12 protein-coding genes are annotated in these 13,749 nt (G+C 57.6%); 10 read left to right on the top strand and 2 right to left on the bottom strand.

What is annotated here, in order from left to right:
* Positions 1–67: 67 nt before the first annotated feature.
* Together ACFO3S_RS01260 and ACFO3S_RS01255 are read right to left on the bottom strand one after the other, a co-directional pair.
* Positions 68–1,510, bottom strand: coding sequence for a sensor histidine kinase (locus tag ACFO3S_RS01260; RefSeq protein WP_378091404.1), 1,443 nt, complete (start codon positions 1,508–1,510; stop codon positions 68–70).
* Positions 1,507–2,202, bottom strand: coding sequence for a response regulator transcription factor (locus ACFO3S_RS01255; protein ID WP_378091402.1), 696 nt, complete (start codon positions 2,200–2,202; stop codon positions 1,507–1,509). The genes ACFO3S_RS01260 and ACFO3S_RS01255 overlap by 4 nt, the downstream gene beginning before the upstream one ends.
* Positions 2,203–2,391: 189 nt before the next feature.
* Here ACFO3S_RS01255 and ACFO3S_RS01250 point away from each other — a divergent pair, with 189 nt between their 5' ends.
* From ACFO3S_RS01250 to ACFO3S_RS01205, 10 genes are all read left to right on the top strand, one after another.
* Positions 2,392–5,178 carry an S-layer homology domain-containing protein gene (locus tag ACFO3S_RS01250; RefSeq protein WP_378091400.1) on the top strand — a complete coding sequence of 929 codons (2,787 nt, stop codon included), beginning with the start codon at positions 2,392–2,394 and terminating at the stop codon, positions 5,176–5,178.
* 162 nt (positions 5,179–5,340) lie between these two features.
* Positions 5,341–6,288 (top strand): ABC transporter ATP-binding protein, encoded by a 948-nt coding sequence (locus ACFO3S_RS01245; protein WP_378091398.1) that lies wholly within the window; start codon positions 5,341–5,343, stop codon positions 6,286–6,288.
* A complete protein-coding gene (locus ACFO3S_RS01240; protein ID WP_378091396.1) occupies positions 6,285–7,013 on the top strand; it encodes a multidrug ABC transporter permease in 729 nt (242 codons plus the stop codon). Before ACFO3S_RS01245 ends, ACFO3S_RS01240 begins: the two co-directional genes overlap by 4 nt.
* Complete coding sequence (locus ACFO3S_RS01235; RefSeq protein ID WP_378091394.1) at positions 7,010–7,696, top strand: ABC transporter permease; 687 nt, start codon at positions 7,010–7,012, stop codon at positions 7,694–7,696. Before ACFO3S_RS01240 ends, ACFO3S_RS01235 begins: the two co-directional genes overlap by 4 nt.
* Before the next feature lie 15 nt (positions 7,697–7,711).
* Complete coding sequence (locus tag ACFO3S_RS01230) at positions 7,712–8,800, top strand: sensor histidine kinase (protein ID WP_378091392.1); 1,089 nt, start codon at positions 7,712–7,714, stop codon at positions 8,798–8,800.
* Positions 8,797–9,402, top strand: coding sequence for a response regulator (locus tag ACFO3S_RS01225; protein WP_378091390.1), 606 nt, complete (start codon positions 8,797–8,799; stop codon positions 9,400–9,402). The genes ACFO3S_RS01230 and ACFO3S_RS01225 overlap by 4 nt, the downstream gene beginning before the upstream one ends.
* Before the next feature lie 389 nt (positions 9,403–9,791).
* Entirely contained in the window at positions 9,792–10,553 is a 762-nt protein-coding gene (locus ACFO3S_RS01220) for an IclR family transcriptional regulator (protein ID WP_378091388.1), read from the top strand.
* Positions 10,554–10,592: 39 nt separating this feature from the next.
* Positions 10,593–12,266, top strand: coding sequence for an ABC transporter substrate-binding protein (locus tag ACFO3S_RS01215; protein WP_378091386.1), 1,674 nt, complete (start codon positions 10,593–10,595; stop codon positions 12,264–12,266).
* Between the two features lie 38 nt (positions 12,267–12,304).
* Positions 12,305–13,045 (top strand): gamma-glutamyl-gamma-aminobutyrate hydrolase family protein, encoded by a 741-nt coding sequence (locus ACFO3S_RS01210; protein ID WP_378091383.1) that lies wholly within the window; start codon positions 12,305–12,307, stop codon positions 13,043–13,045.
* A gap of 2 nt (positions 13,046–13,047) precedes the next feature.
* The gene (locus ACFO3S_RS01205; RefSeq protein WP_378091381.1) at positions 13,048–13,737 is read left to right on the top strand and encodes a gamma-glutamyl-gamma-aminobutyrate hydrolase family protein; all 690 of its coding nucleotides are present in this window, start codon (positions 13,048–13,050) and stop codon (positions 13,735–13,737) included.
* Positions 13,738–13,749 lie beyond the last annotated feature (12 nt).

The following is a 13,749-nucleotide window of genomic DNA, read 5'->3' as shown; positions in this document are numbered from 1 at the left end:
AACGCAATTCTGCGTCTAGAGGACGCCGAAGGCGTTTTGGCTTGTGTTGCGGCAAGTAAGCCCCCGCTTAGGCGTGCATCGGGGGTGTGGCGGATGCCGCAGCGGCTTCCGTCTTCCAGGGCAGATGAACCGTAAACACGGTGCTTACATTCGGGACGCTGCGCACCGAGATCCACCCGCCGTGCCGCTGCACGATTTCATTCGATATTGAAAGCCCGATGCCGATTCCGTTGCTTCTCCGCCCTTTGTCGACGCGATAAAACCGCTCGAAAATCCGATCCAGCTCCCCGGCCGGGATTCCTTGTCCCCGATCCTCGATATCGATTTGCGCCGTCTCGTCCGTCGCCCGCAGCCGAACGCCCAGAAACTTGCCGTCGCCTCCGTGAAGGAGCGCGTTGTCGATCAGATTGCGCAGCGCCTGAACCAACGAATCGCGGTCGTAATTCAGCCCGGCGAACGGCTCGGGAATGTCCGCATTCCAGGTCATGTCCCGATCCTTCAGGATGAGCACGTACTCCGCCACAATCGACTGCAGGAGCTCGGGGAGGAAGCCTTGCTCCAACCGGAACGCCTTCGATACGTCGTCGAGCTCGGCGAGCCGGAACAGCTGATGCAGCAATCCGTTCATATATTCGGACTTCTGGAGGATGATCGTCGCATGTCTGACCCGGGCGACGGAATCGTGCGCCGATCCTCGCTGCAGCGTCTCGGCATAGCCCTGTATGATCGAAAGCGGCGTCCTTAAATCGTGAGAAAGGTTTCTGACGAGCCGGGTGCGGGACTGCTCGATCTGGCGAATGCGAGCATACTGCCGATACAGCTTCTCCGACATCTCGTTAAACAATCGGGTCAACTCGCCGATCTCGTCTTCGGATCCGACCTGCAGGCGAACGGGCTCTTCCCGCAGGTCGGCGTGGCGCATGGCCCGGCTTAGCCTGCCCACCCTTCGGGTAACGAACAGGATGAACACGAACGCGACCCCCGCAGGCAGAGCGACGATCAGAATTAACGGAACGATCAAAAACGGGTAGACGGAATCCCGGTTCAAATACAAATAAAATTGAACCTGCTGAAACGCGGCGCCCTTCACATCGAAAACGACGAAATACCGATGTCCGCCGACCGTGATCTCGTAGGCCAAGGAGGCATCCTCTCCGTTGAACATGCGGCCGGGCTGATTCGCGAAGCGCGCCAGCAGATGCTGGGCGGGATACGGGGACGTCCGGTCCGAGGAGGCGTACAGCAGCTTTCCGTCGCTATCGAACAATTCCATATCGACGTCTTCGTAGTCGGCATCGAACTGCCGAAATATGCGGGCGAATCGCTCCGGATGCGGCCCTTCCGCTTGTTCGAGCCGCTCGGACAGCCGGAGGCTCATCTCCTGCAGCTTGACATGATTATAACCGGTTACAAGCAGGGCATTGAATGCATAGATCATCGCGACGAGCGCCACGACGGCGATCAGAACGGACATCGCAATCATCCACATCATCTTCGTCTTCAGCTTCACTCCGGATCTCCCGCCAGCAGGTACCCCACGCCCCACACCGTCTGGATGTAACGGGGGTGGCGGGGATCGTCCTCCATTTTTTTTCGCAAAAAGTTGATATAGACATTAACGGAATTTTCGTCGTAATTCGAATGTCCCCAAGCCTCTTCGAACAATCGGATTTTCGCGATCGCCTGGTTGGGACGCTTCATCAGAGCTAACAGAATTTTCGTCTCGGTGGCGGAGAGAGGGATCGGCTGATCCGCTTTATACAGCATTTGCGCAGCCGGGTGAAGCGTTAAATTCGCATAGGTATACGACATCATCTGATCGATCGGCACCGACTGGCGGGCTCGGCGCAGATGGGCGTGCACCCGGGCGACCAGCTCGAAGGGGCTGAACGGCTTCGTGACGTAATCGTCCGCTCCCAGTCCGAGACCGTAAATTTTACTGTCCACCTCGTGTCTGGCGCTTAATAGAATGATGGGCATCTCCATCGCGCCCCCGCGTATCCGCTTCAGCACCGCGAAGCCGTCCAAGCCGTCCATCATGATGTCCAGGATGACCAGGTCGAACGATGCGTTGTCCAGATGCCTCAAGGCGGCAAAGCCGGAATTCGCTTTCGTGACGCGCAGCTCCGATTGGACCAGATGAAGCTCGACAAGATCCAGCAGCTCCGGTTCGTTGTCCACAAGAAGAATATGTTTTTCCACGATCAGACACCCGCTCGAAATCTAGTCATTCCTTATCAGTATAGCGCAAAAATCGTCAGAGATTGTAGGATTTTAAGAATGTTTTAAGAGGTTTCCAGCGCTTGTTTTGCTAACATAAAATACGAGCTGGACCAGCCGCCTCTCAGATTGTCGAGGGGCTTTCTGCATAGGAATAAGGAGTGAAGGAACATGAGATCGAACCGATGGCGAATTCTCGTTTATTTGGCTGCGTCGCTCCTGCTGCTGGGAAGTCTGACGGCTGCGCACGGCTTCCGGCCGGCGGACGCCGCGACGAGCGGCGTGATCGCCGTCGGCGCGGGAGCGACGCATTCCCTGGCGCTGAAATCGGACGGCTCCGTCGTCGCCTGGGGCTCGAATTCCGTCGGTCAATCGACCGTGCCGCCAGAAGCGCAGAGCGGCGTTGTCGAGATCGCTGCGGGAGGGTTCCATTCCCTGGCGCTGAAGGCGGACGGCTCCGTCGTCACCTGGGGGATGGACTCTTACGATCTGTTGACTGTGCCTGCGGAGGCGCAAAGCGGAGTGACCGCTATCGCTGCCGGATTTTCGCATTCCCTGGCGCTCCGGGGGGACGCCGTCGTCGCTTGGGGAGACTCTTCGTCCGGAGCGTCGGGCATGCCCCCGGAAACGCAAAGCGGAGTCGCCGCCATCGCCGCGGGCATGAGCTTCTCGATGGCGCTCAAAAGCGACGGCTCCGTCTTCGTCTGGGGATCGGCGCCGGGGGCCGTTCCGTCGGATGCCGGAAGCGGCGTAATTGCGATCGCCGCCGGCTATACTCACGCGCTGGCGCTGAAATCGGACGGCCGCGTCGTCGCTTGGGGCTCCGGCGCATCGACCGTGCCGCCGGAAGCGCAAAGCGGAGTGGTCGCCATCGCCGCCGGATGGGGACACTCGCTGGCGCTGAAATCGGACGGCTCCGTCGTCGCTTGGGGAAGCGGGGTCCCTGACTTGGCCGTTCCGACTTGGCTTTCCGAAGTGACGTCGTTGGCCGCGGGCTCCGACCATGCGGTCGCCCTGAGGGCCGACGGCACGGTCGTCGCCTGGGGGGATTCCGCCAATGGTCGAACGTCCGTTCCGGCGGAGTTCGGCCCGCCCAAGCCGTTCGTCGCCTTCGACGGGTTTACGGACGGACAGCGTTTCGCCGCGCCGCCTTCCGAGGTTCGCGTTACGGTCAGCGAGGCGGTCTACTGGGCGGCGGACGGCGTCGAGCTGAACGCGTCCAATGCGCTTGCGCTGTTGAGCATGGAGAAGGACGGGGCCTTATTTTCCGATTATGCGTCGAGCTATGACGAGGTCTCGCGCACGTACACGTTGGCGTTTAACGGCGTGCTCGACTACGGAGCCTACAAAATCAAGGCAGCCGGCCATAGGGTGAGGAACGTCTACTTCAGTCTGCTTGACGCTGCAGAAGCAGGCTTTGCCGTCGTCCAACCTGTCGTGTCCGGCATCTCCGCCAGTCCGGCGAATATGGCCAGTTCGGGGGGAAGCGCAACCGTCGCCGTAACCGGCTCGAGCCTGGCGGGACAGACGGTGGAGATCTATGTGAACGGAGCCGAACCGGTTGCTGCCGTCGTTACGAGCGACACGAGCGCGGAGGCGACCGTTGCGCTCCCCCGCAATACGAGCTCGAGCGCCAAGAGCTACGTGTTCAGCGTTTATTTGAACGGCGTCGAAGCGGCGGACTTATCCGCGACGGTTACTGTGGCGCCGGCGCCGCCGGTCGGCAGCGGCGGCGGTCATCACGGAGGCGGCGCGCCGAATGCCGTCGTCAAGCCGTTCATCGACTGGAACGGCACGCCGTTGGATCCGGCAGCGATCGACGCCTCGCAGCCGTTCGCGACGCTGAACGTGACGCCCAATGAAGAAGGTATCGCATATGTCGGCATTCCGGCCGTCGTACTGAACGGCCTCAAGGAGCGAAACGCCGGTTTGACGATCGAAATTAGAGCCCCTTACGGGAGCTATCGGGTGCCGGTCGATCTGGCTGGCCGCATCCCGGGGCTCAATGACAAGCTGGCGGCAGCCGGCCTGAATCTCGAGGATATCAGCTTCAAAATCATCCTCTCCGACAAGTCGGACGACAGCCGGGCACGACGGCTGCTTGCCAATGGCTTCCCGCAGGGCAGGGCGCTGGGCCCGATCGTGGACTTTCATCTGGACATCGTCGAGACGAAGACCGCGCGGACGCTCGGAGCGGCGGATTTGTTCAACGCCGCATTGACCAGAACCCTCCCTGTGACGGAGAGCGAGTTCAAGGCATCGAGATCATGGGGCGCGTTCCGGTATGACGAGACGGAGAAGGAGTTCGAATTCGTGCCCTCCCGGGTGTCCACCGTAGACGGACAGATTCAAGTGGAGATTCGTTCTTATGCCAACAGCTTGTACGTCACGGCGGAGAATGACGTCCGCTTCACCGATGTGGACAAGCATTGGAGCCGGCCATTCGTCGAGCAGGCTGCGGCCAAACGGCTTGTTCTGGGCGTAGGCGAGGGGAGGTTCGAGCCCGACAAAGCGGTGACGAGAGCGGAATTCGCCGCGATGCTCGTCCGCATGCTCGGACGCGGCGCACCGAGCGGCGCGGGCTCTCCGCCCTATGAAGACGTTCGTTCGGACGCTTGGTACAGCGGCGCGGTCAGGCAAGCGGAGGAACTCGGTCTTATTGGCTTCGCGCAAGAAGGGCGTTACTTGCCGGATCAGCCGATAACCCGCATGGAGATGGCGAGCATGCTGGCAGCGGCCATCCGTCTGGAGAAACGGCCCGTCAGCAGCGCCGACGTCAACCTCGCCGGCTTCAAGGATCTCGGAGGGCTGTCGGCCGCAGATCTCGGGAACGTTCGTCTGCTGGTCAAGCTGGGGATTATGACGGGCACGGGGGCGAAAACGTTCGATCCGCAGGGCGCAACCACGCGGGGGCAGGCGGCGGCCGTGCTCCTGCGGACGCTGCAGGAAGTCGGATAAACGAACGTACAACGAGCAGACGCCTAAGGAAAGGCGGACGTAAGCGCGGAATTCGCGCCAGCGTCCGCCTCTTCGGCTTGTTGCCGAATTCCGTGACAAATGTAACTATGGAGAGAATGCGGAAGTCGTCATACTGAAGTTAAAAAAGGAAGGATGTATGCGATGACGATTGCTTCTCTGCGAGGCGTAGTTAAAAGATACGGGCTGTACGTGGCGCTCGACCATGTGGATCTGGATATTGACCGGGGGGAAATTATCGGGCTTCTCGGTCCCAACGGCGCGGGCAAAACGACGCTAATCCAGACGTTAACCGGAATTCTGCCGTTCGAGCGAGGCAGCATCGAGCTTTTCGGACAGTCGCAGCCGCCTTATCGTCACGATATCAAGAAGAAGCTGGGGCTGGTCACGCAGGAGATTACCGTATTTGAAGAGCTGTCGGCGCGAGAAAACCTGTCTTTTTTTGCAGGCGTGTACGGCTTGAAGGGGGAAACGAGGAAGAAGCGGGTGGCGGAAGCTCTGGAATTCGTCGGTCTGACGGATCACGCCGATAAGAAGCCCGGCAAGTTTTCCGGAGGGATGAAGCGCCGCTTGAATATGGCTTGCGCCCTCACGCACCGGCCCGAATTTCTGATCATGGACGAACCGACCGTCGGCATCGATCCGCAATCCAGAAATCATATTCTGGAAGCGGTCAGAAAGCTGAGGGATCAAGGAACGACCGTGCTGTACACGTCGCATTATATGGAGGAGGTGCAGGCGATCGCTTCCCGAGTGGTCATTATGGATCAGGGACAAATCATCAAAGAAGGAACGGTTCAGGAGCTCATTCGAACGATTCAGCACGAGGAAAAAGTGAAATTCGAGGTGGCCGATCCGGCCGGCATTCCGGTCGAGGAGCTGGAGAAGATTGCCGGCGTTCATAAAGTCGTCGTCGGCGGCAGCCAGGTGACGGTCGTATCGGCGGCAGGTTCGGGCAATCTGGATCGGATTCTGACCCTCGTGAAGGAGCACGCCGCGGTGCTCAGCATTCAGGCGGATAAGCCCAACTTGGAGGATGTATTCCTCACCTTGACGGGAAAGCAGCTTAGAGACACGGAGAAGCCGCTATGAGCGTACTTTCGACGTTGAAGTATACGGCGCTGCGAATCGTTAGGGGTTATATCGTGCTGCTGCTGCTGCTCTTGCTCCCCATTCTCATTTTGACGTTCTTTTGGTTGATTCTCTCGGGCGCGGTCGACGAGACGGGCGAGCCGTATTTCCATCAATCGGCGCTCTCGATGGTGCTCTCTTTTCAGCTTTTCGGCGGCTCGGTCGTCATGCATATGATTTATCAGGATTTCTTTACCGCCAACAAATGGAGGATTTACACGCTGCCATTCAACAAAACGCTGTACGCTTTTTCGATTCTGATGTGCGGAACCGCGTATTCCGTCATGATGGGAGCGGCCTTGATGACTTTCACTCAGTTCGCGCTGGGGATGGAATGGAACTGGCTGTGGACGCTGTGCCTGATTTCCTTGATGTCCGTTATGTCCAGCATCGTATGCTTGATCTTCACCTTCTCCGTGAACAGCTATAAGCTTGCGGAGCGATTAAGCGAGATTTACGGCATCGGCTTTATCGCGCTGGCCGGCCTATTCTTCCCGCTGCCGGACAACGCCTTCTTCGACTTCATGGGCTCCTACGGGAATCCGCTCGCCTTGTCGATCGGGGCGGTGAACGAGATGAAGCAAGGCAATCCGCAGCAGGCCTGGCTTCAAGCGAGCATTCTCCTGGCGGCCAATGTCGTCTTGTTCATCGCGATGCTGCTGGCGGGGAGGAGGAAAATCAAGTGACGATTTTCCGTTATGCGTTAAAAAGAAGCTTCGGCAACAAGACGAATATGATTTTTCTCGGGCTTTTTCCGATTGCATGTCTTTTTTTGCCTTCGGGCCAGAACGGGGTCTTGTTTCCTTACGGATATCAATACTTCGGCATTCTTCTTCTGTTTGTAGGAATCCGTCTGGCATCCCAGGTTCTGGAGGATCGCGCTCAAGGCGTTGTGAAGCGCCTGGCCGTAGCTCCGGTGAGCCATCTCCGTTATTGGAGTCAGAATCTGATGGCTTTCTTCCTGATTATGGGCGTCCAATGCGCGATAGCCGTATACGGCGGCGTTCTCTACGGGCATGAATTGTACAGGCCGCTCCCGCTTCTGCTGCTATATGTTTCCTTCAGCTTGACGTCGTTGGCCATTGCGCTGGCTTGGATTTCGCTTTATCGTGTGAAGGAGACGTCTTTTCTGGTCTATATGGCGCTGATCTTTTTGATTGTCGTCATGGGCGGTTTACTGATTCCGCTCGAGATTTTTCCCGAGTCGCTAAAGCGAATCGCCGTCATTCTGCCGACCTATTGGCTCGTTCAAGGTCAGACTTGGGTAGCGTCGGGAGAGCGGGTCGCCGACTTTCTGCTGATAAATGCGGTATTGTGGCTGTATGCCGTCATCTTCGCCATTATAGGAAGCGCAAGAAAAATGCACTGATCCGGGAGGGGAAGGATGAAGGAGCTCGTGGATCCGAAGCGGTTTGTAACGGGATGGCGCTTTCTTCAGGTCGGCCTGCTCGTTCATATCTGGATCATGGGAGAATACGAGGCAAGCGCCTTTATCTTGATCCTTCTTCTGTTCGTCATGGCGAGCTTGCGCTGGCGCTTCCGCCTGCCGCTCTGGACGGTTGTATTCGACGCGTTCATGTGCCTGCTGTATGTTCCGTACGCCGATATCGGCTATTTAGGCTTGGCGCTGCCGATTTTCGAGTTTGCGTTGAAGGGGAAGCGTCTGACCGCACTGCTGCTCGTCGCCGGCTTGACGTATGCGGCGCCTTCCGGCTTCTTCTTCTGGCTGTACTTCCAGGCGTTATTTTTCGGCATCTTCTCTTCCGTCACGTTAAATTCTCAACGCATCTACAAGCTGGAGGCGGATGAGCAGCGCAAGGCCAGACACGAGTTGGAGCGAATCAAGGGCGAGCTGCTGGAGGCCAGCCGAGCGGCTTCCCAACAGGCGGAGCTGATGGAGAGAAACCGCATATCGAGGCGCCTTCACGACCATCTCGGGCATGACCTGACCGGCGCGTGGCTGGCCTTGCAGGCTTACGAGCACGTTCGGCAGCCTGAAGAAGCGAAGCAGCTGCTTCAGGAAGTGAAAAATCGCTTGGAGCGCAGTACGGTCATCTTAAGGGAGACGGTTCACAATATGACGACTGCCGCCTTGACCGGTATAGAAAACCTGGATCACATCGTGCGCCACTTCCGGCAGATCGAGATTTGTTATGAGAAAAAGGGCGATATGCAGCTCGTATCGGCCCATCAATGGGGGCTGCTGGAGGCTTGCTTAAAGGAAGCGCTGACCAATGTGGTCCGCCACAGCCAGGCGACCTCGGTCGAAGTGGACGTGCAGGTGACGGAATCGATCGCGAGGCTGCTGGTAGGGGACAACGGCGCCGCAACGCTCCGCCGTCCGGCGGGTAGCGGCTTGAGGAGCCTGCAGCTTCGGGCTCGCGCAATGGAAGGCAGTCTGTCGATCCATCGGGAGAACGGCTTCCTGCTCGTTTGCGTGCTTCCTCTGGAGAAGGAGGGGGTGAAGGCGTGAAGCTTCTGATCGTCGACGACGACCCGCTGGTGTGCCAAAGCCTGGAGCTGCTGCTCGGGAAGGAGGAGGGCTTCGAAGTGATCGGCTCGGCGGCCAACGGCCGGGAAGCGCTGGAACGCTGCCGGATCCAGCCGCCGGACGTTGTTCTGATGGATATTCAGATGCCGGTCATGAACGGGATTGAAAGCGCGAGGGAGATCAAATCTTTGTTTCCCTCCGTTCACATTATGATGCTGACGACCTTTAAGGATGAAAAGAATATTAGAATCGCTTTGAAAGCGGGCGCGGAGGGCTATTTGCTCAAATCGGCTTCGATCGGCAATATGGCCGATCGGATCAGAGCGTTAATGACCGGAACGAGAGTGCTGGATCCGGAGGTGCTGGATACGATCATCGCGCCGCCGAGAGAGGCTTTGGCAGGATTGACGGAGCGGGAGACGGATATCGTCGAGCTCGTCTCCCAGGGCCTGTCCAACAAAGAGATCGGAGAACGGCTGTTTCTAAGCGACGGCACCGTGCGCAATATGCTGTCCGTCATTCTGGATAAGCTGGAGCTTCGCGACCGAACCCAACTGGCCATCTATTACTGGAAAGGAAAGTAGAGCGGATGGCAGCCAATATAGGCGGCCCCAAGGAGAGAGGAGAGCTCTCCCTGGGGCCGCCTTCATGCGCAGCATGGCGATTGCCAGGCGGTGCAATTCCGCTGCGGGCTTGGCAGTCGGACTGTTAGCTGAACAGCTTCTCGGCGCGGCAGTAAGCCGTTTTGCCGCTGCAGCACGTATTTGCGATTAAACGAAGCGACGCGGACCCTTTCATTAAGGAGGAGACCGCGACAATCACAAAACCGTATCCCGACATTATCTGTTCTAACCTTATCGGAATTGAATGATTAAATTGGCCGAATTCCATTTACATAATATTGCGAGGGTGATATCATTTATTTACGAATAGAAACGGTGTTTCTCATAGAGAAACAATAGGGGTGTGGTTTGTGCTAAAGAATCTCACATTATCGCTTCAACTGCTAAAACAATTTACCCACGAGAAAAATTCGTGGGGCGTGCGAGAGTTGGCCAAGGAATTGGAGGCTAATCCGACGGTTGTGTTTCGCATTCTGGAGACGATGAAGAATAACGGGTTTATGGTGCAAAATCCGGTGACCAAGAAGTACAGCCTCGGCGTCATTTTTTTGGAATTGGGAACGGTCATGAAGGCGGGCATCAATCTGGAGAAGCTGATCCGCCCGCTGCTCGAAGAAATGTGTCGGATCTCTACCGAGTCCGTGTTTCTCACTACCATCGACGGGGAGGAATGCGTAACGCTGATGGCCGTCGAGCCGGTCAATCGAGTGAAAGCGTCCGCCTTCGAAGGAAGCAGGGCTCCGCTGTACGCCGGCGCTTCCTATAGGGCTATACTCGCTTTTCAGGACGACGGATTCATCGAGCGTATTTTGGACAAAGGCGTGGTGCGCTTCACTTCGCTTACGCTGACGGACAAGCAGCATTATTGGGATGAAATACGGAAGGTTAGAGAGAAGGGGGTTGCGATCAGCTACGGCGAATATACGCCCGACGTCATTGCGGTGGCCGTCCCGATCAAGGACGCCTCCGGAGCGGTGACCGCTTCGCTGACCGTATCGGGTCCCACCTACCGGTTCTCGGAAGAGCGGCAGCAGGAGGCGATTGCGCTGCTCCGCCAGAAGCAGCCGGAAATTGAAAATATGCTGTTCAGATTCAACATTTTTCTCGCGTGAGCGAGCAGCAGGCCATTTAAAATATCAGGAGGAATTTCGATGTCAAACAAGATCCATAACCGGTCCGTTCGCTGGTCCGCCGTTGTATTATCGCTCTTCATGCTGCTGCTGGCGGCGTGCTCCAATAACTCGGCTCCGACCGGCTCCGTCTCCCCTTCGCCGTCCGGCTCGGCATCGTCCGGCTCGCCGACCCCGGCGGAGCGCAAGCCGTTTACGTATATTTTGCAGCAGCCCGTCAAATCGATCGACCCGGCCAAGGCCGTGGACGAAACGGAGCTGCTGACGGTTATCAATACGTACGATCCGCTGTTCTACCCCGACGTCGACAACAACAAGATGGATCCGGTCCCTCATGTCGCGGAATCCTATACCGTATCGGACGACGGCAAAGTCTATACGATTAAGATCAAGGAGGGCATTCGTTTCCATAGCGGCAACGAGCTGAAAGCCGCCGACGTCGCGTACAGCATCAAGCGGAGTCTGGCTCTCGGGCAAGGTAATTCCTGGCTGTGGTCCAGCGTGCTGGACGCCGACGGCGTGACTGCCCCGGATGAGCGCACGGTCGTATTTTCGCTGAAAACGCCGTATGCCCCCTTTATTTCGTCGCTGACCCAGCTGTTCGTCTTGGACAGCGCGGAGCTCGTCAAGCACTACGCCGAAGGCCAGTACGGGGAAGACCAGGATTACGGGGAAGCTTACTTGAGCGAGAACACCGTCGGCTCCGGCCCTTACCGAATCGTATCGTGGGATCAGCAATCGGAAATGAAGCTTGCCTCCCATCCGGAATATTGGAGAGGATGGAAGGACGATCAGATCAAGGACATTACCTTAAAGGTAGTGACGGAGGAATCGACGGTCAAGACGCTGATGGTATCCGGGGAAGCGCAAATGATTCATAAGGTGCTGACCATTAATGCTTATCAGGAGCTCGCGACTCACGACTCCATCGCGGTAGACAGCCTGCCGAGCGCCAAGCTGATGTATTTCCCGATGAATACGCAGAAAGCGCCGACGGACGATGGGAAGATCAGAGAGGCGATCTCGCTCGCATTCGATTACGATACGGCGCTTCATGCGATTCTCGGCGGAGCGACGGCCGCGGCCGGACCGGTGCCGCTGATCGTGACGGGGCACGACGAGTCGATTCAGCCGTTAAGCCGCAATCTGGAGCGGGCCAAGGAGCTCGTCGGCGAATCCCAATACAAAGGCTCGGAGCTTAACGTTACCTTCATGTATATTGCCGACAATGTAACGCAGCGCCAATTGGCGCAGCTAGTGCAAAGCAATTTGAAGGAAATCGGCATTACGGTAGAGCTGAAGCCGGTGACATGGACCCAGATTACGGCCGCTTCCGCCAAGGCAAGCACGACCGAAAATCTGACCGCGATTACGACCAGTCTCTCTTATCCGCACCAGGACGCGTTTTTGAACGGCCTCTATCACCCGGCCAGCCACGGCAATTACAATTCGATGAGCTGGCTGGACGACGCGGAGATTACCGATTTGCTGGAACGGGCCAGAACGGCGCCGACCCAAGAGGAGCAAGCCGAGCTGTACGCGCAAGCCCAGCGGCAAATTGCTACGCTTTATCCGGCCGTATATATTTCCAATCCGAACAATACGATTGCTTACAGCAAACAGGTGACGGGCTATCGGTATGTCGGGCTGATGGGCTACGACCTGGCCTTCTATAACCTGCGCTATGCGGCGTAACATTCGGAAGCATCCGGAGTTGAAGGAGTGAGAAGCCGTTGAGCAAAAAACCGCTTATCTTGATGTCCGCTTCGCACGACATCAATCCGCGGCATGGCGGACAGCAGTACGTGCTGAATAAAAACTATGCGCTTGCCGTTGCGGCCGGCGGCGGAATTCCGCTGCTGGCTTCCGGCGAGCGCGATTACGACAGCTACGCCGAGCTAGCGGACGGACTGGTGCTGACCGGCGGCTGGCTTCTGCATCCCGACAACTACGCTTTCGGGCACTGCAAGGCGGGCGATCAGGAAACGTTTAACGATGAGGTGCGCAATCCGTACGACCAGAAGCTGTACCAGGCGTTCAAGAAGGCCGGCAAGCCTGTGCTCGGCATTTGCCAGGGGCTGCTGGCCATCAACATCGGACAAGGCGGCGCGAACAGCTTCGACCTGCCGGGCGAGATCGGCACCGAGCACGGCGCCGGCATCGGCCACCGGATTAAAGCCGAACAGGGATCGATCGTCGAATCGCTGTTCGGTCCGAGCCTGACGGTGAACAGCCACCACACGCATTACATCCGAAAATTGGGCGACGATCTGCGAGTGACGGCCTTCTCGGACGACGGCGTGCCGGAAGCGATCGAGCACGTCGATCTGCCGGTCTTCGGCACGCAATGGCATCCGGAGCGGATGCGTGGAGAGATGCCCAATCCTCCCGACGGTCCGGATATGACCCGGCTATTTTCTTATTTCGTCGAGCAGTGCTCGGAATGTAGAAACAAGGAAAAAGGAGCGGATTAACGATGGCGAGCCAACCGGTTATCCTTGTCACAAGCGATCATACGTTTTCTGCGCCCAATATGTACACCGCTCCGATCTATGCGTTGGACAAGTCGTATACGAACGCCGTCAGCGAAGCCGGGGGTCTGCCGGTTACGCCGCTCGGTCCCGGCATGGAACGGGAATACAGCGAATTGGCGGACGGCTTGCTGCTGACCGGCGGGCTTCATATTCATCCCGGCAGGTATCATACGCCAATCGCTTTCGACGATTCGCCGGTGACGACCAACTTTTATCGGGATACGATGGAGTTCGATCTGTTTCGCGCTTTCTATGCGGCCGGGAAGCCGATATTCGGCATCGGCCGAGGGCATCAGCTGATCAATGTCGCGCTTGGCGGCACGCTTCACCAGGATCTTCGGCGTTCGCACGGATTGGACTATGCGCAGGGCAAGAAGGAGACGCTGACCGCGCTGCCCGATTCCGTTCTGTTTAAGCTGTTCGGAGCCGAGCCGACGGTTTGGCTGCAGCATACCCAGGCGGTGGGCAAGCTGGGCGCCGGATTAAAAGCGACCTCTTATACCGCGGACGGGATTGTCGAGTCTTTGGAGCATGCGGAACGGCCGATTCTATCGGTGCAATTTCATCCGGAGCTGTTGGCGGACAAGGCGGAGAGGCTGCGGTTATTCGAATACTTTTTGAAAATGGGTTAAGGTGAAGGTGAG

This window comes from Cohnella hongkongensis, assembly GCF_042654645.1.
Lineage (GTDB): Bacteria > Bacillota > Bacilli > Paenibacillales > Paenibacillaceae > Cohnella > Cohnella hongkongensis.
This window is presented reverse-complemented; position numbering and strand designations above follow the sequence as displayed.